A 20936-nucleotide genomic window follows, 5' to 3' on the forward strand; every position below is an offset into this window, starting at 1 on the left:
GCCCGGTCTACAGGATTCGATATGCGCAATACCCAGAACCTCAGTATTATTCGTTCAGAACCGCCTCCGGCGATCGGCGACGAGACCACCTGGTCTCTGTCGGGCGCTGCCGTGGGCTTTATTTCATGGCTGCTGGCGCTGGGTATTCCCTTCCTTCTCTATGGCAGTAATACGCTCTTCTTCCTCCTTTACACCTGGCCGTTCTTCCTTGCGTTGATGCCGGTGGCGGTAGTGGTCGGTATTGCGCTGCACTCTCTGCTCAATGGCAAACTGCTCTATAGCGCCAGCGCGACTATCCTGACCGTCGGGCTGATGTTTGCGCTACTCTTCCTCTGGCTGTTGGGATAACCCGTTTCCGGGATGAATCAAGCATGGGTATCGGCAGCAAAAATATGGTACAGTCCCCGCGTTACGCGGCATCGTCCGCGCGCCCCGGTAGCGTACCCGGGCGAGTTTTGGGATGATGATGCCGTTTTTCAGGGGGCAGGATGGGTAAACTAACGCTGCTATTATTAGCTTTGCTGGTCTGGCTACAGTATTCACTGTGGTTCGGTAAAAACGGCCTGCACGACTACACGCGGGTTAACGACGACGTCACCGCCCAGCAGGCGACTAACGCCAAATTAAAAGCACGCAACGATCAGCTATTTGCCGAAATTGACGACCTCAACGGCGGGCAGGAAGCGATCGAGGAGCGCGCGCGCAATGAACTCAGTATGACCCGCCCGGGCGAAACCTTCTATCGCCTGGTACCGGATGCGTCTAAACGCAACCAGGCATCGGGGCAACAGCAGAACAATCGATAACCAGGCCCAGGATTACGACATGGCAGCCACTTTTCCGGGCGTTTGCGCCGTGGTGCCGGCAGCCGGTTTTGGCCGCCGCATGCAAACGGAATGCCCGAAACAATATCTCTCAATCGGTAACAAAACGATTCTCGAACATGCCGTCGCCGCACTGCTGGCGAATGCGTGCGTCCAGCGCGTGGTGATTGCCGTCAGCCCCGGCGATCGGCGCTTCAGCCAGCTACCGCTGGCGCAGCACCCGCAAATTACCGTCGTGGATGGCGGCGCCGAGCGCGCCGATTCCGTGCTCGCGGGCCTGAAGGCGTTGCCGGAGGCGCAGTGGGTGCTGGTGCATGACGCAGCGCGCCCCTGCCTGCATCAGGACGACCTCTGCCGTCTGCTGGCGCTCAGCGAAACCAGCCGTGTCGGCGGGATCCTCGCGGCGCCGGTGCGCGACACCATGAAGCGCTCCGAGCCGGGCAAAATCGCGATCGCCCATACCGTCGATCGTAATGACCTGTGGCATGCGCTCACCCCGCAATTTTTCCCTCGCGAGCTGCTGGTGGATTGCCTCACCCGGGCGCTGAACGAGGGGGCGACCATCACTGATGAAGCCTCGGCGCTGGAGTACTGCGGCTTCCATCCGCAACTGGTCGCCGGTCGCGCGGATAATATTAAAGTGACGCGCCCGGAAGACCTGGCGCTGGCTGAATTTTACCTCACCCGTTCCCGACACCAGGAGAAAGCTTAATGCGAATTGGACATGGTTTTGACGTACACGCTTTTGGCGGTGAAGGCCCAATCATTATTGGCGGGGTACGCATTCCTTATGAAAAAGGGCTGCTGGCCCACTCCGACGGCGACGTCGCGCTGCATGCGCTGACCGACGCGCTGCTGGGCGCCGCGGCGCTCGGCGATATCGGCAAACTGTTCCCCGATACCGATCCGGCGTTTAAAGGCGCCGATAGCCGCGAACTGCTGCGCGAAGCGTGGCGTCGTATTCAGGCCAAAGGCTATACGCTCGGCAACGTCGACGTCACCATTATCGCCCAGGCGCCGAAGATGCTGCCGCATATTCCGCAGATGCGCGTCTTTATCGCGGAAGATCTCGGCTGCCATATGGACGACGTCAACGTGAAAGCGACCACCACCGAGAAGCTGGGCTTCACCGGCCGCGGGGAAGGGATCGCCTGCGAAGCGGTCGCGCTGCTGCGTAAGGCCGAAAAATGATCGCCTTTGACCAACTGACCTGGCTGCACGGCAAGCCGCAGAGCAGCGGGCTGCTGAAAGCCAATCCGGAAGATTTTCTGGTAGTGGAAGATCTGGGCTTTGCGCCGGACGGCGAAGGCGAACATGTGCTGGTGCGGATCCTGAAAAACGGCTGCAATACGCGCTTTGTCGCCGACGCGCTGGCGAAATTCCTCAAGATCCACGCCCGAGAAGTGAGCTTCGCCGGGCAAAAGGATAAGCACGCCGTCACCGAGCAGTGGCTGTGCGCGCGGGTGCCCGGCAAAGAGATGCCGGACCTGAGCAAATTTCAGCTCGAGGGCTGCCAGGTACTGGAATATGCCCGCCATAAGCGTAAGCTGCGTTTAGGCGCGCTGAAAGGCAACCAGTTTACCGTGATCCTGCGCGAGATTAGCGATCGCCAGGACGTGGAGACGCGTCTGCAGGCCATCGCTGAACGGGGCGTACCGAACTATTTCGGCGCGCAGCGCTTTGGCATTGGCGGCAGTAATCTGCAGGGCGCGTTGCGCTGGGCGGAAAGCGACGCGCCGGTGCGCGATCGCAATAAGCGCAGTTTTTGGTTGTCGGCGGCCCGCAGTGCGTTGTTTAATCAGCAAGTCAGTATTAGATTAAAAAAAACGGAATTTAATCAGGTTGTTGATGGCGATGCGCTACAATTAGCGGGGCGTGGGAGCTGGTTTGTCGTCACACCGGAAGAACTCGAGGTTTCGCAGGCGCGGGTGCACAACCGCGAACTGATGATCACGGCTGCGCTGCCGGGCAGCGGCGACTGGGGAAGCCAGCGCGACGCTCTGGCCGCCGAGCAGGCCGCCATCGCCGAAGAAACGTCGCTGCAGGCGCTGTTGGTGCGGGAGAAAGTTGAGGCGGCGCGCCGGGCGATGCTCCTCTATCCGCAGCAGCTTAGCTGGAACTGGTGGGATGACGTAACCGTTGAACTGCGTTTCTGGCTGCCGGCGGGCAGCTTCGCCACCAGCGTGGTCAGGGAGCTTATCAATACAACGGGTGACTATGCGAATATTGCTGAGTAACGATGACGGGATCCATGCGCCGGGGATACAGACCCTGGCAAAGGCCTTAAGGGAGTTTGCCGAGGTCCAGGTTGTTGCACCCGATCGTAACCGCAGCGGAGCCTCGAATTCGCTGACGCTGGAATCATCCCTGCGTACGTTTACCTTTGAAAATGGCGACATCGCCGTCCAGATGGGCACCCCGACCGACTGCGTCTATCTCGGCGTGAACGCGCTGATGCGCCCGCGTCCGGACATCGTTGTTTCCGGCATTAACGCGGGTCCCAACCTGGGCGATGACGTCATCTATTCCGGCACCGTGGCCGCAGCGATGGAAGGCCGCCATCTGGGGTTCCCCGCGCTGGCCGTGTCGCTGAACGGCTATCAGCATTACGATACCGCCGCGGCGGTAACCTGCACCATTCTGCGCGCCTTAAGCCGCGAGCCGCTGCGTACCGGGCGGATCCTTAACATCAACGTGCCGGATCTCCCGCTTGATCAAATCAAGGGCATTCGCGTGACCCGCTGCGGTAACCGCCATCCGGCCGACCAGGTGATCCCGCAAAAAGATCCGCGCGGCAACACCCTGTACTGGATTGGCCCGCCGGGCGATAAGCGCGATGCCGGGCCGGGCACCGATTTTGCGGCAGTGGATGAAGGCTATGTTTCCGTGACGCCATTGCACGTCGATTTAACCGCCCATCAGGCGCATGAGGTAGTCAGCGATTGGCTGGAACGTGTCGGGGTTGACGGGCAATGGTAAGTAAACGTGTTGAAAGTTTGTTGAATCAACTGCGCACGCAGGGCATCGTCGATGAGCGTGTCCTTGAGGCGATCGCGCTTGTCCCGCGCGAAAAATTTGTTGATGAAGCCTTTGAACATAAAGCGTGGGAAAACACCGCGCTGCCGATTGGCCAGGGGCAGACCATCTCCCAGCCTTACATGGTGGCGCGGATGACCGAGCTGCTGACGCTGACGCCGGAGTCGCGCGTGCTGGAGATCGGCACTGGTTCCGGCTACCAGACGGCCATCCTGGCGCACCTGGTGCATCACGTTTGCTCGGTGGAGCGGATTAAGAGTTTACAGTGGCAGGCGCGTCGTCGCCTGAAACAACTTGATTTACATAATGTTTCAACCCGTCATGGCGATGGGTGGCAAGGTTGGCAGGCACGGGCGCCGTTTGATGCCATTATTGTGACGGCGGCCCCGCCGGAGATTCCAACCGCGCTGCTGGCGCAGCTGGATGACGAAGGCGTGCTGGTGCTGCCGGTTGGCGAAGAGCATCAGTTTCTCAAACGGATCCGTCGCCGGGGCAACGAATTTATCATTGATACCGTCGAGGCCGTTCGCTTTGTTCCCCTGGTGAAGGGGGAGCTGGCCTGAGACCCGGATTATTCCAGGTTTTTTTTGCCTGACTTTAGGCGTAGGGTGGACGCATTTTTCAGTGTCCTGGCCGGGCGCCGCCCGGTAAGCAAGATATTGGCAGTTAACATATTCCTGGGGGATAAATGAGCGCGGGAAGCACCAAATTTACCGTCAGCCGTATTGCGGCTCTTTCACTGGTTTCACTCTGGCTGGCCGGGTGTACCAACACCAATAATCCGCCAGCGCCGGTTAGCTCTGCCGGCGGTGCCGCCTCTTCCAGCACCAACTCCGGCATGCTGATTACGCCGCCATCCTCCGGCGTCAAGTCTGCTCCTCAGGCGCAGCCGATCCAGCCGGTACAGACCCAGACCATTCAGCCGCAGCCGACGCCGATGGCGCAGGAGCCGGTGCAGACGGTGAACGGTAAGATCGTTTACAACCGCAAATATGGCGATATTCCGAAAGGTAGCTACACCGGCGGCAGTACCTATACGGTCAAACGCGGCGACACGCTGTTCTATATCGCGTGGGTCACCGGCAACGATTTCCGCGACCTGGCGCAACGCAACAATGTCCCGGCCCCGTACGCGCTGAACGTGGGTCAGGTGCTGCAGGTCGGCAACGCCTCAGGCCAGCCGATCACTGGTGAAAACGCCGTTTCTCAGGCCAGCGCAAGGGCGAGCGGCGGTGCGACAGCCACCACAACTTCTGCACAAAAATCGACCGCGGTGGTTGCTTCACAACCGACTATTACGTATTCTGAATCTTCAGGTGAACAGAGTGCTACCAAGATGTTGCCTAATAATAAACCAGCGACCACGACCACAACGGTTGTCGCGCCGGTGACGGCACCAACAACGGTGAGCACAACCCAGCCGACTGCAAGCAGTACGTCAACCAGTTCGCCGATCTCATCATGGCGCTGGCCGACTGATGGCAAGGTTATCGAGAACTTTAGCGGCGCGGAAGGCGGCAATAAAGGTATCGACATTGCAGGCAGTAAGGGACAGGCTATTGTCGCGACCGCCGATGGGCGTGTCGTCTATGCCGGTAACGCACTGCGCGGCTACGGTAATCTTATTATCATCAAACACAACGATGATTACCTGAGTGCCTACGCTCATAACGATACCATGCTGGTTCGGGAGCAACAGGAAGTCAAAGCGGGGCAGAAAATCGCTACCATGGGTAGCACCGGAACCAGCTCAACAAGATTACATTTTGAAATTCGTTACAAGGGGAAATCCGTCAACCCGCTGCAGTACTTACCGCAGCGATAATTTGGCAAAGTACGGATAAGCGAAGCATCAGCTAACAGGCGCCAGGGCGGTGTCTATGTCCCTCTCGCAGAGAGGGCAGGGGAAATCGTCCAGGCGTCGTTTGTTGATGTGCCGTGGAAGGTGCTTTGCTCAGGGATCACGGGTAGGAGCCACCTTTATGAGTCAGAATACGCTGAAAGTTCATGATTTAAATGAAGACGCGGAATTTGATGAGAACGGAATTGAGGTTTTCGACGAGAAGGCCTTAGTAGAAGAGGAACCCAGTGATAGCGATCTGGCTGAGGAAGAGCTGCTGTCGCAAGGCGCAACACAACGCGTACTTGACGCCACTCAGCTTTATCTTGGAGAGATTGGTTATTCCCCACTGCTGACCGCGGAAGAGGAAGTCTATTTCGCGCGTCGCGCACTGCGTGGTGATGTCGCTTCACGCCGTCGCATGATTGAAAGCAACCTGCGTCTGGTGGTGAAGATTGCCCGTCGTTACAGCAATCGTGGTCTGGCGCTGCTGGATCTGATTGAAGAAGGTAACCTCGGACTGATCCGCGCCGTTGAAAAGTTTGACCCGGAACGTGGGTTCCGTTTTTCGACTTATGCGACCTGGTGGATCCGCCAGACTATTGAACGGGCGATCATGAACCAAACCCGTACGATCCGTTTGCCGATCCACATTGTTAAAGAGCTGAACGTCTATCTGCGTACCGCGCGCGAGTTGTCCCATAAGCTGGACCACGAGCCGAGTGCGGAAGAGATTGCCGAACAGCTGGACAAACCGGTCGATGACGTCAGCCGTATGCTGCGTCTGAACGAGCGCATCACCTCCGTGGATACTCCGCTGGGTGGCGATTCAGAAAAAGCGCTGCTGGATATTCTGGCCGATGAGAAAGAGAACGGCCCGGAAGACACCACGCAGGACGATGATATGAAGCAAAGCATCGTCAAATGGCTGTTCGAACTGAACGCCAAGCAGCGTGAAGTTCTGGCGCGTCGTTTCGGTCTGCTGGGTTATGAAGCAGCCACGCTGGAAGATGTGGGCCGTGAAATTGGCCTCACCCGCGAGCGTGTGCGGCAGATCCAGGTGGAAGGTCTGCGTCGCCTGCGGGAAATTCTGCAGGGACAGGGGCTGAATATCGAAGCGCTCTTCCGCGAATAAGATCTTTTCTCTCAAAAAGGCCCCCTCGACAGTCGGGGCCTTTTTCTTTGCGCTAGCCGAGGCGGGTTTCCTGCAGATGACGCCAGATCATTTTTCCTTCCGCTTGCTGAAAAATCGCCGTCGACCAGCGTACGTTCTCACTGCCATCCGCCAGCGTTTGGCTTTCACGGTATCGCACTGCGGCGCCGTCGTGCCACTCGCTAATGATTTTCGCCTGATCCACCACGATGTGTAATCCCGGACGGGTTGCCCCCGCATGGTGGAAAAAACGGCTCACCGCCGGGTAGTCCATCTTCTCGCCGCCCGGAGGGATCATGATGAATTCGGCTGCAAAACGTGTCATCAGCGCCTCAGCGCTTCCTTCCCCCTGGCTTAACCAGCGTTCGATAAGGACATGGGCGTCGAGGACTTCCTGCAGATAAGGGTTCATGACTTCTCCAGAGTGGTGTGCAGGCGATGGATAATCGCCCGATTGTTCAGCCGCAGGCAAAACAGCAGCGGCAACAGGGTGATGGCAGCGGCGCTAATAAACACCCCCTGCCAGGCGTAGACCGGCGGGAACACCCTCAGCAGCAGGGCGAGCAGCGCGCTGCCGGCAAAGAAGCTGAGCTGGCGGTTCAGATTCCACAGCGCGCTGGCGTCAGGCATCTCTTCGGCAGGCGTATGCAGGAAGGCGCTGCTTTGCGCAGTACTGCTGCATAAGCTGCCTCCGCCGCCCATCAGCGTAAAGGCCAGAATCAACAGCGCCAGCGGGCTGTGCGTATCGATCTTCAGCAGCAGCAGGATCCCTGCCGCCTGAAGCAGGCAGCCGATGACGACCAGCGGTCGTGGTCCGAAACGGTTGAAATACCTGCCGGTAAAAGTGATGGCGGCGAACGAGGCCAGCGACCAGGGCACCATCAGGGCACCGATGGCCCCCGGCGCCATCCCGGTGACGCGTTGCAGGTAGAACATCCCGACCACGTTGACGCCAATAAACATCCCCGGTACGCAGAGGTAGATCAGCATCGCGAAGCGCAGCAGGGGATCGGCCAGCAACGACAGCGGAAGAAAGCGAGTTGGGCGAACCGGGCCGGGGCTGTCGTTCAGCCATCGCACCGCCAGCACAAAGGTTAGCAGAGCCACAGGCAGGCTGGCGAAAAAGACCCAGCGCCAGCTGAAGGCCTCGACTAACAGGCCGCCGATCGCCGGCGAGCAGGCTGGCGCCAGCAGGCCGACCAGCATCACCGCCGCCGAGAGTTTCGCCCGCTCATGCGGCTGAAACAGCGGCCACGTCAATGCCTGGCCAAGGGGGATTAACATCCCGCCGCCCATCCCCTGCAGCGTCCGCCAGAAAATCAGCTCGCCGAGACTGCTGGCAAGCCCTGCCGCCAGCGCGCCGAGGCTGAACAGCCCCAGCGAGAGTAAAAACAGTTGTTTCGCCCCCCAGCGCTGACTAAGCCAGGCACTGAACGGTACGACGACCGTCAGACCGAGAATATAGGCATTGCTGACCCACGCCAGCTGAGAGACGGAAACCGCCAGCGCGCGGCTGATGGCCGGGAAGGCGATGCTGGCGATAAACATATTGATCAAATCGAGAAAAAAGCCGAACAGAAAAACGGTGGCAACGCGGTGGCGATAGGTCATGGTTCACTCCCTCAGACAGGCGGCTACTGTAAACCCGGTTCTGCGGGGGATAAACGGGGCTGGTCGGGATATACTGTCTGAATATTTTTGACAATCATCCGGACGACAATGCTTAATCTTCAGCGTGTGACCATGTTTATCGCCGTGGTGGATGCCGGCAGCTTCACCCTGGCCGCTGCGGCGCTGGGGCAGACCAAGGCGGTGGTCAGCTTTAACGTGCGGCAACTGGAAAATGAGCTGGGGGTGACCCTGCTGCTGCGCTCAACGCGTCGTCTGCGCCTCACCGACGCCGGGACGCTGTTCTATCAGCGCGGGGTGGCGCTGCTGAAAGCGGCGGAAAATCTGCAGGATGAGGTGCGGGCCAGCCATACCGGCTTAAGTGGCGAGCTGCGGATCACCACCACGCCTGAGTATGGCGCGCAGGTTATCATTCCGGCGCTGGCCGCGTTTGCCCGTCGTCACCCGGCGCTGCGGGTGCGCCACGTTTCGTCCTCCCATCATGCGGACCTCATTTCAGAACGATTTGATGTGGCGATACGCCTCGGTACGCTGGCCGATTCCCGCTATCGGGCGACGCGGATAGCCAGTTTCGCGATCCTGCCCGTCGCCTCTCCGGCCTGGCTGGCAAGCCATCCGGTGCAGACGCTGTCCGATCTGGCGCAAGCTGACTGGATTATTCATGAGCGTCTGTCGGCGCCGCTGCGCTGGCAGCTGCGCACGGATCAACAGACAGAGGTGGATTTCGCCATCGCCAGCGCGCCGCGCTTTTCAGCCGACAGCGCTACGGCGCTGATGAGCTTTGCCCTGGCCGGGTGCGGCATCGCCTTGCTGCCGGCATGGCTGGTAGCCGAAAAAGTGGCGCAGCGGGAGCTGGTGCCGCTTCTGTCGGAATACCATTTCCCACAGCAGGGCGTGTATGCCCTTTATCCCGATGCGCAGCATATGCCGACCCGGGTGCGGGCGTTTATTGACTTCCTGCGCGAGAAGGTCGGTTAAGCGCCCGTTCAGGGCGCCATCATTTTGCGCACCAGCCGGGTGAACTGTTCACGTTCGCCATCGCTCAGGCGGCCGAGAAACTCGTCATCGATCTCATTGCCCTGCGGAATCGAACGGTTAAGCAACGCCTCGCCTTGTTCGGTCAGATAGACAAAACGGCGGCGTTTATCGGCGGGATCGTGCTCACGGCGCACCAGGCCGCGCGCCTCCATCCGGCTGAGCATCTCCGCCAGCGTGGCCTTGGTACTGACCGCCGCTTCAATCAGCACGACCTGCTCGATACCCGGCTGCTCCGCTACCGAGCGCATCACCGCATACTGAGGTTTAGTCAGATCCGGTAACGCCTGCTGCCAGCGGGCGGTATGTTTTTGAAAAAGCTGGCGCAGCAGGTGAAATGCTTCGTTTCGTAACTCCATGAATACTCCGTAACAAAACTGTCACCTCTATGATAGCCGTTCGTACGCCATTTTATACCCTTTCTGCGTTTTTGATTAAAAATGCGCACGTATACGAACTATCTTGTCATCCCCGTCCGGAGAGGGTACTTTAAATATAAAGTTCGTGTACGAACAAAGTGAATGAGGTCTGGAATGAAACTGATTATTGGGATGACGGGGGCCACCGGGGCTCCGCTTGGGGTGGCATTGCTGCAGGCGCTACGTGATATGCCGGAGGTGGAAACCCACCTGGTGATGTCGAAATGGGCCAAAACCACCATCGAGCTGGAAACGCCCTGGACAGCGCGCGAAGTGGCCGCGCTGGCGGACTTTTCCCACAGCCCGGCAGACCAGGCCGCCACCATCTCTTCCGGTTCATTTCGTACCGACGGCATGATCGTTATTCCCTGCAGTATGAAAACGCTGGCAGGCATTCGCGCGGGTTATGCCGAAGGGCTGGTGGGCCGCGCGGCGGACGTGGTGCTCAAAGAGGGGCGCAAGCTGGTGCTGGTCCCGCGGGAAATGCCGCTCAGCACGATCCATCTGGAGAACATGCTGGCGCTGTCGCGCATGGGCGTGGCGATGGTGCCGCCGATGCCGGCTTACTACAACCACCCGGAGACGGTTGACGATATCACCAATCATATCGTCACCCGGGTGCTGGATCAGTTTGGCCTCGACTATCACAAAGCGCGCCGCTGGAACGGCTTGCGCACGGCAGAACAATTTGCACAGGAGATCGAATAATGGCTTTTGATGATTTGCGTAGCTTTTTGCAGGCGCTGGATGACCAGGGACAACTGCTGAAAATCAGTGAAGAGGTGAACGCTGAGCCCGATCTGGCGGCGGCCGCCAATGCGACCGGACGCATCGGCGACGGCGCCCCGGCGCTGTGGTTCGATAATATTCGCGGCTTTACCGACGCCCGCGTGACGATGAACACCATCGGCTCGTGGCAGAACCATGCCATCTCGCTGGGCCTGCCGCCCAACACGCCGGTGAAAAAGCAGATTGATGAATTCATTCGCCGCTGGGATAACTTCCCGGTGACGCCAGAGCGCCGCGCCAACCCGGCGTGGGCGGAAAACACCGTGGATGGCGACGATATCAACCTGTTCGATATTCTGCCACTGTTCCGCCTCAACGATGGTGACGGCGGTTTCTACCTCGATAAAGCCTGTGTCGTATCACGCGACCCGCTTGATCCTGACAACTTCGGTAAGCAAAACGTCGGTATCTACCGCATGGAAGTGAAAGGCAAGCGCAAGCTCGGCCTGCAGCCGGTGCCGATGCACGATATCGCGCTGCATCTGCACAAAGCGGAAGAGCGTGGGGAAGATCTGCCGATCGCTATTACCCTCGGTAACGACCCGATTATTACCCTGATGGGCGCCACGCCGCTGAAATACGATCAATCAGAATATGAAATGGCTGGCGCGCTGCGCGAGAGCCCGTATCCCATCGCCACCGCGCCGCTGACCGGCTTTGACGTGCCCTGGGGTTCGGAAGTGATCCTCGAAGGGGTCATTGAAGGGCGTAAGCGTGAGATCGAGGGGCCGTTCGGTGAGTTTACCGGTCACTACTCCGGCGGTCGTAACATGACGGTAGTGCGTATCGACAAAGTCTCGTATCGCAGCAAACCGATTTTTGAATCGCTCTATCTCGGTATGCCGTGGACCGAGATTGACTATCTGATGGGCCCGGCGACCTGCGTGCCGCTGTATCAGCAGTTGAAGGCAGAGTTCCCGGAAGTGCAGGCGGTCAACGCCATGTACACCCATGGTCTGCTGGCGATCATCTCCACCAAAAAACGCTACGGCGGTTTTGCCCGCGCGGTGGGCCTGCGGGCGATGACCACTCCGCACGGCCTCGGCTATGTGAAGATGGTGATCATGGTTGATGAAGACGTCGACCCGTTCAACCTGCCGCAGGTGATGTGGGCGCTCTCCTCGAAAGTTAACCCGGCGGGTGACCTGGTGCAGTTGCCGAACATGTCGGTCCTTGAACTTGACCCTGGCTCCAGCCCGGCAGGCATCACCGACAAACTGATTATCGACGCCACCACCCCGGTTGCGCCGGACCTTCGCGGCCACTACAGCCAGCCGGTGCAGGATCTGCCGGAAACTAAAGCCTGGGCTGAAAAACTGACCGCTATGCTGGCCAACCGTAAATAAGGAGAAAAAGATGATTTGTCCACGTTGCGCCGATGAAAAGATTGAAGTCATGGCGACCTCGCCGGTGAAAGGGGTCTGGACCGTGCATCAGTGCCAGCACTGTCTTTACACCTGGCGAGATACCGAGCCGCTGCGCCGCACCAGTCGCGAACACTATCCGGAAGCGTTCCGCATGACGCAGAAAGATATTGATGAGGCACCGCAGGTGCCACACGTACCGCCGCTATTGCCGGAAGATAAGCGTTAATGAAAGGGGCCCGCTAAGTCGGGCCTTTTTTATATTTAGTACAATTATGGAAGCTATTTTTTCATTAAATTAAAAAATTACGCGAAGGGTTAATATACTGGGATGACTTTGCGAGCCTGCTTCCAGATTATTATAAAATCCGTCTGATTAATTCCTTGCAGATAAATTTCACGCCCTGACGAGTATAGAATAGCGGCGGGTGCTTGAGGCTGTCTGGCCTTGAGCATTACCAGGACCCCAGACAGACGAAAGCCCCAGGAGATATTTCTATCAACTGAGGCTAGCGAATGAACATCGACAATTCAGATGTTAGTCTCTTCTTTGCAGGGAGGCAAGATATGCTGACAAAATATGCCCTTGTGGCAATCATCGTACTCTGTATTACGGTACTGGGATTTACGCTGTTGGTGCACAGCTCACTATGCGAGCTGAGTATTAAAGAGCGTAATATTGAGTTTAAAGCTGTTCTCGCTTACGAATCGAAGAAGTAGCATCCGCGCGGGGGCAACCCCGCGTATGGGTTGTCAGGACGCATCCTCTAGCACCCATTTTTAGTTTGTTAAAACGGCAGCGCTGAGCGGCGCTGCCGTTTTTCACCTTAATGGGTGGCTAAACCAGGCTTTTCAGACGGTAGATCCACTCCAGCGCCTGACGCGGGGTCAGGGAGTCGGGATCAAGATTCTCCAGTGCTTCAACCGCAGGCGAGGTCTCTTCCGGGGCGGCGAGCAGCGACATCTGCGTGCCGTCGACCTGGGTCGCCGCCGCGTTGGGCGAGATGCTCTCCAGCTCGCGCAGTTTCTGCCGCGCGCGCTTGATCACCTCTTTCGGCACCCCGGCCAGCGCGGCGACCGCCAGGCCATAGCTCTTGCTGGCCGCGCCATCCTGCACGCTGTGCATAAAGGCGATGGTATCGCCGTGCTCCAGCGCGTCGAGGTGGACGTTGGCGACGCCTTCCATTTTCTCCGGCAGCTGAGTGAGCTCGAAGTAGTGGGTGGCGAACAGCGTCAGCGCCTTGATTTTGTTGGCCAGATTTTCCGCACAGGCCCACGCCAGCGATAGCCCGTCGTAGGTGGACGTGCCGCGGCCAATCTCATCCATCAGCACCAGGCTATGCTCGGTGGCGTTGTGCAGAATATTGGCGGTTTCAGTCATCTCCACCATAAAGGTCGAGCGGCCGCTGGCCAGGTCATCCGCCGCGCCGACGCGGGTAAAGATGCGATCGATGGGCCCGATCTCCACCTTCTGCGCCGGGACGTAGCTGCCGATATAGGCCAGCAGCGCAATCAGCGCGGTCTGGCGCATATAGGTACTTTTACCGCCCATGTTCGGCCCGGTGATGATCAGCATCCGCCGCTGCGGCGCTAGCTGCAGCGGGTTGGCGATAAACGGCTCTTTCAGCACCTGCTCGACCACCGGATGGCGGCCTTCGCTGATGCGAATGCCCGGCTTATCGCTAAAGGTCGGACAGCAGTAGTTCAGGGTTTCCGCCCGTTCCGCCAGGTTGACCAGCACGTCCAGCTCGGCCAGCGCGCTGGCGCTGGTTTGCAGGTCGGCGAGATGCGGCAGCAGCAGGTCGAACAGTTCGTCATAAAGCTGTTTTTCCAGTGCCAGCGCTTTGCCCTTGGAGGTCAGCACCTTATCTTCGTATTCCTTCAGCTCAGGAATAATGTAGCGTTCGGCGTTCTTCAGCGTCTGGCGGCGCACGTAGTGGATCGGCGCGAGGTGGCTCTGGCCGCGGCTAATCTGGATGTAGTAGCCGTGGACGGCGTTGTAGCCGACTTTCAGGGTATCGAGGCCCAGCCGCTCGCGCTCGCGGATCTCCAGCTTATCGAGATAATCGGTGGCGCCATCGGCCAGCGCCCGCCACTCGTCCAGCTCTTCGCTATAGCCCGGAGCGATGACTCCGCCGTCGCGGACCAGCACCGGCGGCGCGTCAATCACCGCGCGCTCCAGCAGTTCGCGCAGTTCGGTGAACTCGCCCATTTTCTCGCGCAATTTTTGCACCGGCTGACGGTCAACGTCGGCCAGCAGCTCACGCAGCAGCGGCAACTGCTGCAGGGCATGACGCATGCGGGCTAAATCGCGTGGACGGGCGGTACGCAGCGCCAGACGCGCCAGAATACGTTCCAGATCGCCGACCTGGCGCAGCACCGGCTGCAGCTCGGTATAGCGCTCCTGCAGCGCGCCGATGGTCTGCTGGCGCTCCACCAGCACGGCGGTATCGCGGACCGGCATATGCAGCCAGCGCTTGAGCATCCGGCTGCCCATCGGCGTCACCGTACAGTCGAGTACCGAGGCCAGGGTGTTGTCGGTGCCGCCGGCCAGATTCTGGGTGATCTCGAGGTTACGGCGGGTGGCGGCATCCATAATGATGCTGTCCTGCTGGCGTTCCATGGTGATGGAACGGATGTGCGGCAGCGAGGTGCGCTGAGTGTCTTTGACATACTGCAGCAGGCAGCCGGCGGCGCACAGGCCGCGTGGGGCGTTTTCCACGCCGAAGCCGACCAGATCGCGGGTGCCGAACTGCAGGTTAAGCTGCTGGCGCGCGGTGTCGATTTCAAATTCCCACAGCGGGCGACGGCGCAGACCGCGGCGGCCCTCGATCAGCGACGATTCGGCAAAATCTTCCGCATACAGCAGTTCCGCCGGATTAGTACGCTGCAGCTCTGCCGCCATGGTTTCGCGGTCGGCCGGTTCACTCAGGCGAAAGCGCCCGGAGCTGATATCCAGCGTCGCGTAACCAAAGCCCTTGCTGTCCTGCCAGATGGCGGCCAGCAGGTTGTCCTGGCGCTCCTGCAGCAGCGCTTCATCGCTGATGGTGCCCGGCGTAACGATACGCACCACTTTACGCTCGACCGGTCCCTTGGTGGTGGCCGGGTCGCCAATCTGCTCGCAAATGGCCACCGACTCGCCCTGGTTGACCAGTTTGGCGAGGTAGTTCTCCACCGCGTGGTGGGGGATGCCGGCCATCGGGATGGGTTCGCCCGCGGAGGCGCCGCGCTTGGTCAGCGAGATATCGAGCAGCTGCGACGCGCGTTTCGCATCGTCATAAAATAGCTCGTAAAAATCCCCCATCCGGTAAAACAGTAGAATGTCAGGATGTTGCGCCTTCAGCTTGAGATACTGCTGCATCATCGGCGTGTGGGCGTCGAGATTGTCAATTGTGCTCATGGGGTGTTATCCAGATCCCTGATTTGAAATGGCTGCGATTTTGTAGTTGTCGTCGTTATCACATGGATGAGACATAATAACGGAGATGGGCAGGTGAGGGAAACCGACGAAAGCGCGCGGCGCGATCCGGATTCCAGTTGCAGAGGGGGCGGGGTACCGTCACAGTGGTTGAATCACCGGCACGCGATCGTCTTCATGCATTACGTTCGCCGTCGATGTTGTTCTGCCTTCTGGCCGCAGACCTCGTTACGACAACGGCTTGTGGTTGCTAGTCGTAAAGCCATTTACCTGCTTTTGCTGATTCGGCAAACATTTTGATGGTTAAAGGTTTACGCGTTTTTTCTACATCTTCTCGTTTTACTTTAAACCACCGAGTTAGCATTGGAGTATTCTCCCAAGGGAAATAACACGACCATTTAACACTGGAAAGATCAACATTAAATTTTTGTTCAAATTTATTTAAAGCGTCATGCAGATCGTCGCCGGGAGCATCAAATAAGTCATAATCAAGTTCCAATGGGATTTCTTTCCAATTTTTATCTAAACGGGTTGAGATCTCATCTTTAAACAAGTCTAAAACCTGATCTTGAATACTTTTCATTAAAAGGATGTCCATTGTATACGGTCTTTGGGGCGAGCTATTAGGTTGTATTTTTCCTGAGTTTTTCTTGAAACTTGATAAATTGAGTTTACAAGTCCTATCCAACCTAACCACGGAACATAACGGGCGATAACAGCAGCAAGACTATTTGTTTTTCTCATTCTTACACCAACGGGTGTAGGAACCCTAATACCAAATGGAGTTTTTGCATTTCTCAGAAGCATCCTTCCATATTTAGAAACAACACTTGTTCCTTTTATTGCCTCTCCTGGCTTTGTTCTGGTTTTTAGCCAAGGTTGCCCGGCGAGGATAGCGGCACCAGATTCAATACCAATGCCAAGTTCGTCACAAAATTGTTCAAGAAAAATGACATCAAAAAGTTCACCAGCCGAAAGATTGGATTGTCCGTGATAGAAATAGGTTCCATTTAGTTCTTCTGTCGTATCCATTTGCTCATCTATTATGCTGTTTGTCTTTCATTCCAGGCATCGGTGAAAATTATATTTCCGTCACAATGTTTCCAGGTGATCTTCTCATATCTAAGTTCGACAGATTCAAGATGGTTGTTGTTCTTGTCTTCTGGGGAAGCCATTGTAGGAGATATTGATACGATTCGGACGCCTTCAAGTAGCATATTGAAGTATTCCACTTCTTGACCAGCATCGCTGATTTTATACCATTTGATTTCAGCAGATTTCAGGTTCTGACCAGTAGCTACTGCTTTGTAGAGGTATGGGCTGGAATAGTCGAATTCTTTAACGATGATCATTGGTGAGTGCTGACGAGTGCCGGTAGGCTTGCCAGTGGCATTATCAGTGGGAATGGAGAGATTGTGATGAAACCCTTTAAATTCGATGCTGAACTCCCTGTCTGCAACATCACAACCACCTTTGATTAGTGCCCCACCGTCGTCGTATATCCACATATTACCTGGAATAGCCATGCTTCTTCTTCCCTCTATTATCATTAGTAAGAAAAACAGTGTATCGAGTTGATTAAGCGCAGTAAATAATCAATGTGTCGTTTTTGGATTAATACGGAAAATATCTTCTCTGTAATGATGGTTTATATTTGAAAATAGCTGTCGTAAATATTTCATTGGGTTATTATGCCATTGGTATAGATTTTAAATATAAATGACCCTCAATAATATAATGCAGGCAATTATTGCCAGAAAGCGTAAGCGCGGCGCGATCCGGATTCCAGTTGCGCCGCGCGGGGATTATGGCGCCAGATAAACCTGGGGGGCCGCGTTGTCCGGGTGCTGGACGAGGCGGACATCCGCCCCGTACCAGCGATGGATAACCGGCTGCTGGATCACCTCCTGCGGCGTGCCCTGGGCGACGAGATTTCCCTGGTGGAGCAGCAGAATGCGGTCGGCCCACAGGGCGGCGAGGTTAAGGTCATGCAGCACCACGCAGACATGCAGTTGCCCGCCGGCGGTGAGCCGTTTGAGCAAACGCAGCAGGTGCTGCTGATAGTAAAGATCCAGCGCCGAGGTGGGCTCATCAAGAAACAGCCAGCCCTGCGGCGCGCCGTCGCGCCACAGCTGCGCCAGACAGCGGGCCAGCTGCACCCGCTGCTGCTCGCCGCCGGAGAGGCCGGGATAGCGGCGACCGGCAAGGCGATCGCAGCCGGTGACGGCCATCACCGCCGCCAGCACCGCCGGATCTGCCGTCGCGCCCCACGGTGCGCGTCCCATGGCAATGACCGTTTCCACCGTCCAGTCGGCCTGCAGGGCCGTTCGCTGCAGCATGACCGCCCGACGGCGCGACAGCGCCTCGGGGGACCAGGCCTCCAGCGGCTTGCCTGCAAGGCGGCGGGTGCCGCTGTCCGGAGTCAGATAGCCGGTCAACAGCCGCAGCAGAGTGGATTTCCCGGCGCCGTTCGGCCCGATAAGCGCCGTCATCTCGCCGCCGCGCAGCGCGACGGAGACGTTGTCGATAACCTGTCGTTTACCAAGGTGAAGTGACAGCCCCTGGGCGCAATATTCATTAACCATGTCTGGAGTTCTCCCGACGAAAGACCAGCCACAGAAACCAGGGGGCGCCCAGCAGGCTGGTGAGCAGACCGACCGGCATCTCCGCCGGCGCCGCCACGGTGCGGGCCAGGGTGTCGGCCAGCAGAAGCAGGATCGCGCCGGCCAGCAGCGAGCCGGGGATCAGTCCGCGATGGTCCGGTCCCAGCCACAGGCGCATCAGGTGCGGCACCACCAGGCCGATAAAGCCGATGACTCCGCTGATGGCCACCGCGGCGGCCACCAGCACCGCGCTGCACAGCAGCAGCCAGCGCTGTAGCGCCTGCACGTTGACCCCGAGATAGTGTGCCTCTTCATCGCCAAGCTGCAGCAGATTGAGGCGGGACGCCATCCACCACACCGCCAGCGCCGCCGGGATAATCAAGGTTGCGACCACCAGCAGCGTCGGCCATTCGGCCTGCCCCAGACTGCCCATTCCCCACAGCGACAGCTGGCGCAGCTGGGCGTCATTGCTCAGCCAGGACAGGACGCCGACCAGCGCGCCGCACAGCGCGTTGATGGCGATCCCCACCAGCAGCAGGCGCGACAGCGAACCCTCCTCCGCCCGGCTGAGGATGAAAATCACCACCATCACCGCCAGGCTGCCAATAAACGCCGCCAGCATCGGCATGTACAGGGCGATCAGCCCCGTAGCGGAGAACGGAAGCACCAGCCAGCTGGCCACCGCCAGCGCGGCGCCGCTGCTGATGCCCAGCAGGCCCGGGTCGGCAAGCGGGTTGCGAAACAGCCCCTGCATCACGCAACCGGAGAGGGCCAGCGCCGCGCCCACCAGCAGGGCCAGCAGCACCCGCGGCAGACGGATACTCAGCCAGATGTGGCGCAGCATCTCATCCCCGGAAGGCAGCAGGTTGACCAGCGGCAAGCGCATAGCGCCGAGGGTGGTGGCAAACAGCGTCAGGGAGACCAGCAGCAGCATCATCAACAGCAAACGGCGGGCGAGGGCAGGGCGCATCAGGGCAACTGCTCCGCTTTGTTTCGCAGCGCGATTATCGCCTGCGGTGTGCGCGGCCCGAAGCCCAGCAGGGCCATATCGTCGATCGTCAGCAGCTGTTTATGACGCCCCGCCGGGGTCTGTGCCAGACCGGGCAGTTTCCACAGCCCAGCTTCGCCGCCCATCCCTTTGAGACCATCGGCGGAGATCACCACCAGATCCGCCTGGCTGGCGGCGACCCCTTCCTGCGACATGGCGCGATAGTGGTCGAAGCCCTGCATCGCGTTCTGCAGCCCGGCGGCGCGAATGGCGCCATCGGCCGCGGTGTGCTGTCCGGCCACCAGGGTATTCATTCCGCCGTGGCTGAGAATAAACAGCACCCGCTTAGCAACCGGCTGCGTGGGAATGGCGGCGATCTGTTGCTGAAGCTGCTGGCGCAGCGCGTCGCCTGCCGCCGTTTTGCCTAACGCTTCGGCAATGACAGCCACTTTATTATCGATCGCGGACAGACTTTCGCCGCCCGGCACGTTAACCACCTTCACCCCGCTCGCCTGTACTTTGTGTAAGACCAGCGAAGGCTGCGCCTGGGCGCTCGCTAATACCAGCTGCGGGCGTAACGCGAGGATCCCCTCGGCGTTCAGCTGCCGCAGGTAGCCGACGTCCGGCAGCTTTTGCGCCGCCGGGGGCCAGCTGCTGGTGCTGTCCCGCGCCACCAGGCTCTGTTCCGCGTCAAGGGCATAGACGATCTCAGTGACATCTCCGCCGAGGGTGACGAGTCGCTCAACGGCAGCGTGGCTCAGCAGCGGGAAAGCGATGAAGAGCAGTAACCAGCGCATCATGCGGGCAGTCCTTCACGGGTCAGACGATCTACCTGCTGGCGCCATTGTGCCTGCTCGGGGTGGCCTTCGCTGCGCTGGCCATAGAGCTGGGCAATCTGGGTGCCGTCTTTGGCGAACAGTTCGACGCTGGTGACGTGTCCATCTGAGGTTGGTTTACGGGTCACCCACACTTCATCGAGGCTCTCTTCGCGCAGATGCAGGGTAAAGGTGGTATTGAAGATATTCAGCCAGCCGCGCATGGGGGCCAGCTTTTCCAGGGCGCCGGTGAAGATCTGCACGCAGCCGCGATTGCCGACGAAAATCATGATTTCATTGCCCTCCTGGCGCACTGTCTCCAGCAGCGACGGCAGCGCATGGCGATCCACGCGGCAGGCGAGATCGTCGCTCACCAGGCGGAAAGCCTGCTGGCGGGAAAGCTGATATTTACGCAGCAGACCGAAGAACTGGTGAACGTCGGTCATCGCGCGCCAGTCGTTCTCCAGGGCGGCACCGTTAGCGGTGTCGGCATATTTCACCGGCTCCAGCGGGCGCAGGGCCAGCGGTGCGGGCGCCGCTACCCGATGTTCCGCGATCAGGGTGTCCCAGGCCGCCATGTCGGTCTGCGCGGTCGCATAGACTTTCAGCAGGGCGTCGCCGTGGTGGTCGAAAAACTGGATGCTCTGACGGCCATTATCGTTCAGATGGAAGGCGCTGGCCCACTGGCTGAGGAACAGACGCAGGTCGAGCGCGCGCGGATTCAGCACCAGCCCGGCGTGGCCGCTGAGGTGCTGGTGCGTGAACTGGCCCACCTGCTCATGCACGGCATACTCGTTGCGGCAGATGCATTTGGTTTCGCCGACGCGCTCCAGGGCGGCAATCAGCGTCCGGGCGTCATCGCTCAGGCGCACGGCATCATGGCCGAGGCGGGCGGCGGTCAGCTCGGCTTCGCTGATCCCCATTTCCGCGGCGATATCGCGGGCATATTTCGCGGTACTGGCCGCTTTGGTGGCCTGGTAGCGCTGCCACAGGTCAGGGTGTGCATTTGGCATAATCATATCC

25 protein-coding genes are annotated in these 20936 nt (G+C 58.8%); 14 read left to right on the plus strand and 11 right to left on the minus strand.

Annotated features, from left to right (window positions below):
• Positions 1 to 21: 21 nt before the first annotated feature.
• The 9 genes from CW267_RS06595 (at position 22) to rpoS (ending at position 6835) form a co-directional block, all read left to right on the plus strand.
• Positions 22 to 348: a DUF3561 family protein gene (locus CW267_RS06595; RefSeq protein WP_008806224.1), complete on the plus strand. Its 327-nt coding sequence runs from the start codon at positions 22 to 24 to the stop codon at positions 346 to 348.
• Between the two features lie 140 nt (positions 349 to 488).
• Positions 489 to 806, plus strand: coding sequence for a cell division protein FtsB (gene ftsB / locus CW267_RS06600; protein WP_002915156.1), 318 nt, complete (start codon positions 489 to 491; stop codon positions 804 to 806).
• Between the two features lie 19 nt (positions 807 to 825).
• Entirely contained in the window at positions 826 to 1536 is a 711-nt protein-coding gene (gene ispD / locus CW267_RS06605) for a 2-C-methyl-D-erythritol 4-phosphate cytidylyltransferase (RefSeq protein WP_022066411.1), read from the plus strand.
• Positions 1536 to 2015 carry a 2-C-methyl-D-erythritol 2,4-cyclodiphosphate synthase gene (gene ispF / locus CW267_RS06610; protein WP_008806222.1) on the plus strand — a complete coding sequence of 160 codons (480 nt, stop codon included), beginning with the start codon at positions 1536 to 1538 and terminating at the stop codon, positions 2013 to 2015. Before ispD ends, ispF begins: the two co-directional genes overlap by 1 nt.
• The gene (gene truD / locus CW267_RS06615; protein WP_008806221.1) at positions 2012 to 3061 is read left to right on the plus strand and encodes a tRNA pseudouridine(13) synthase TruD; all 1050 of its coding nucleotides are present in this window, start codon (positions 2012 to 2014) and stop codon (positions 3059 to 3061) included. The genes ispF and truD overlap by 4 nt, the downstream gene beginning before the upstream one ends.
• Positions 3042 to 3803, plus strand: coding sequence for a 5'/3'-nucleotidase SurE (gene surE / locus CW267_RS06620; RefSeq protein WP_012540737.1), 762 nt, complete (start codon positions 3042 to 3044; stop codon positions 3801 to 3803). Before truD ends, surE begins: the two co-directional genes overlap by 20 nt.
• Entirely contained in the window at positions 3797 to 4423 is a 627-nt protein-coding gene (locus CW267_RS06625; RefSeq protein WP_012540738.1) for a protein-L-isoaspartate(D-aspartate) O-methyltransferase, read from the plus strand. The genes surE and CW267_RS06625 overlap by 7 nt, the downstream gene beginning before the upstream one ends.
• A 125-nt stretch (positions 4424 to 4548) precedes the next feature.
• Positions 4549 to 5685, plus strand: a complete 1137-nt coding sequence (nlpD, locus tag CW267_RS06630; protein WP_008806218.1) for a murein hydrolase activator NlpD — start codon at positions 4549 to 4551, stop codon at positions 5683 to 5685.
• A 157-nt stretch (positions 5686 to 5842) separates the two neighbouring features.
• Positions 5843 to 6835, plus strand: coding sequence for an RNA polymerase sigma factor RpoS (gene rpoS, locus CW267_RS06635; RefSeq protein ID WP_002915106.1), 993 nt, complete (start codon positions 5843 to 5845; stop codon positions 6833 to 6835).
• Positions 6836 to 6887: 52 nt separating this feature from the next.
• On the opposite strand, the gene CW267_RS06640 is transcribed toward rpoS, so the two are convergent.
• Together CW267_RS06640 and CW267_RS06645 are read right to left on the minus strand one after the other, a co-directional pair.
• Positions 6888 to 7265: a DUF4440 domain-containing protein gene (locus CW267_RS06640; protein ID WP_008806216.1), complete on the minus strand. Its 378-nt coding sequence runs from the start codon at positions 7263 to 7265 to the stop codon at positions 6888 to 6890.
• A complete protein-coding gene (locus CW267_RS06645; RefSeq protein ID WP_100781397.1) occupies positions 7262 to 8464 on the minus strand; it encodes an MFS transporter in 1203 nt (400 codons plus the stop codon). Before CW267_RS06645 ends, CW267_RS06640 begins: the two co-directional genes overlap by 4 nt.
• Positions 8465 to 8572: 108 nt before the next feature.
• Here CW267_RS06645 and CW267_RS06650 point away from each other — a divergent pair, with 108 nt between their 5' ends.
• Positions 8573 to 9460 carry a LysR family transcriptional regulator gene (locus tag CW267_RS06650; protein ID WP_012540741.1) on the plus strand — a complete coding sequence of 296 codons (888 nt, stop codon included), beginning with the start codon at positions 8573 to 8575 and terminating at the stop codon, positions 9458 to 9460.
• Positions 9461 to 9468: 8 nt separating this feature from the next.
• On the opposite strand, the gene CW267_RS06655 is transcribed toward CW267_RS06650, so the two are convergent.
• On the minus strand, positions 9469 to 9876 hold the full coding sequence (locus CW267_RS06655; protein ID WP_064166186.1) for a MarR family winged helix-turn-helix transcriptional regulator: 408 nt from the start codon (positions 9874 to 9876) through the stop codon (positions 9469 to 9471).
• A 174-nt stretch (positions 9877 to 10050) separates the two neighbouring features.
• Here CW267_RS06655 and CW267_RS06660 point away from each other — a divergent pair, with 174 nt between their 5' ends.
• The 4 genes from CW267_RS06660 (at position 10051) to CW267_RS06680 (ending at position 12809) form a co-directional block, all read left to right on the plus strand.
• Positions 10051 to 10644, plus strand: a complete 594-nt coding sequence (locus CW267_RS06660; protein WP_002915099.1) for a non-oxidative hydroxyarylic acid decarboxylases subunit B — start codon at positions 10051 to 10053, stop codon at positions 10642 to 10644.
• On the plus strand, positions 10644 to 12071 hold the full coding sequence (locus tag CW267_RS06665; protein ID WP_004205612.1) for a non-oxidative hydroxyarylic acid decarboxylases subunit C: 1428 nt from the start codon (positions 10644 to 10646) through the stop codon (positions 12069 to 12071). The genes CW267_RS06660 and CW267_RS06665 overlap by 1 nt, the downstream gene beginning before the upstream one ends.
• Before the next feature lie 10 nt (positions 12072 to 12081).
• On the plus strand, positions 12082 to 12318 hold the full coding sequence (locus CW267_RS06670; protein WP_100781396.1) for a non-oxidative hydroxyarylic acid decarboxylases subunit D: 237 nt from the start codon (positions 12082 to 12084) through the stop codon (positions 12316 to 12318).
• Between the two features lie 338 nt (positions 12319 to 12656).
• Entirely contained in the window at positions 12657 to 12809 is a 153-nt protein-coding gene (locus tag CW267_RS06680) for a Hok/Gef family protein (protein ID WP_002915097.1), read from the plus strand.
• 118 nt (positions 12810 to 12927) lie between these two features.
• Here the strand turns inward: CW267_RS06680 and mutS are convergent, their stop codons facing one another.
• The 8 genes from mutS to CW267_RS06720 all read right to left on the minus strand — a co-directional run bounded on the left by mutS (position 12928) and on the right by CW267_RS06720 (position 20926).
• A complete protein-coding gene (gene mutS / locus CW267_RS06685) occupies positions 12928 to 15489 on the minus strand; it encodes a DNA mismatch repair protein MutS (protein WP_012967342.1) in 2562 nt (853 codons plus the stop codon).
• Positions 15490 to 15757: 268 nt separating this feature from the next.
• Positions 15758 to 16105, minus strand: a complete 348-nt coding sequence (locus CW267_RS06690) for a DUF1493 family protein (RefSeq protein ID WP_008806210.1) — start codon at positions 16103 to 16105, stop codon at positions 15758 to 15760.
• Entirely contained in the window at positions 16090 to 16539 is a 450-nt protein-coding gene (locus CW267_RS06695) for an STM2901 family protein (protein WP_004188736.1), read from the minus strand. Before CW267_RS06695 ends, CW267_RS06690 begins: the two co-directional genes overlap by 16 nt.
• Positions 16540 to 16550: 11 nt before the next feature.
• Positions 16551 to 17033, minus strand: a complete 483-nt coding sequence (locus CW267_RS06700; RefSeq protein WP_002915094.1) for an Hcp family type VI secretion system effector — start codon at positions 17031 to 17033, stop codon at positions 16551 to 16553.
• Positions 17034 to 17312: 279 nt separating this feature from the next.
• On the minus strand, positions 17313 to 18092 hold the full coding sequence (locus CW267_RS06705) for a heme ABC transporter ATP-binding protein (protein ID WP_032736339.1): 780 nt from the start codon (positions 18090 to 18092) through the stop codon (positions 17313 to 17315).
• Positions 18085 to 19080 carry a FecCD family ABC transporter permease gene (locus CW267_RS06710; RefSeq protein ID WP_032736337.1) on the minus strand — a complete coding sequence of 332 codons (996 nt, stop codon included), beginning with the start codon at positions 19078 to 19080 and terminating at the stop codon, positions 18085 to 18087. The genes CW267_RS06705 and CW267_RS06710 overlap by 8 nt, the downstream gene beginning before the upstream one ends.
• The gene (locus CW267_RS06715; RefSeq protein ID WP_012540746.1) at positions 19080 to 19898 is read right to left on the minus strand and encodes a heme/hemin ABC transporter substrate-binding protein; all 819 of its coding nucleotides are present in this window, start codon (positions 19896 to 19898) and stop codon (positions 19080 to 19082) included. The genes CW267_RS06710 and CW267_RS06715 overlap by 1 nt, the downstream gene beginning before the upstream one ends.
• A complete protein-coding gene (locus CW267_RS06720; protein WP_100781395.1) occupies positions 19895 to 20926 on the minus strand; it encodes a hemin-degrading factor in 1032 nt (343 codons plus the stop codon). The genes CW267_RS06715 and CW267_RS06720 overlap by 4 nt, the downstream gene beginning before the upstream one ends.
• Positions 20927 to 20936 lie beyond the last annotated feature (10 nt).

Origin of the sequence: Klebsiella sp. X1-16S-Nf21, from assembly GCF_002837615.1 — a bacterium.
Classification (GTDB): Bacteria; Pseudomonadota; Gammaproteobacteria; order Enterobacterales; family Enterobacteriaceae; genus Klebsiella; species Klebsiella variicola.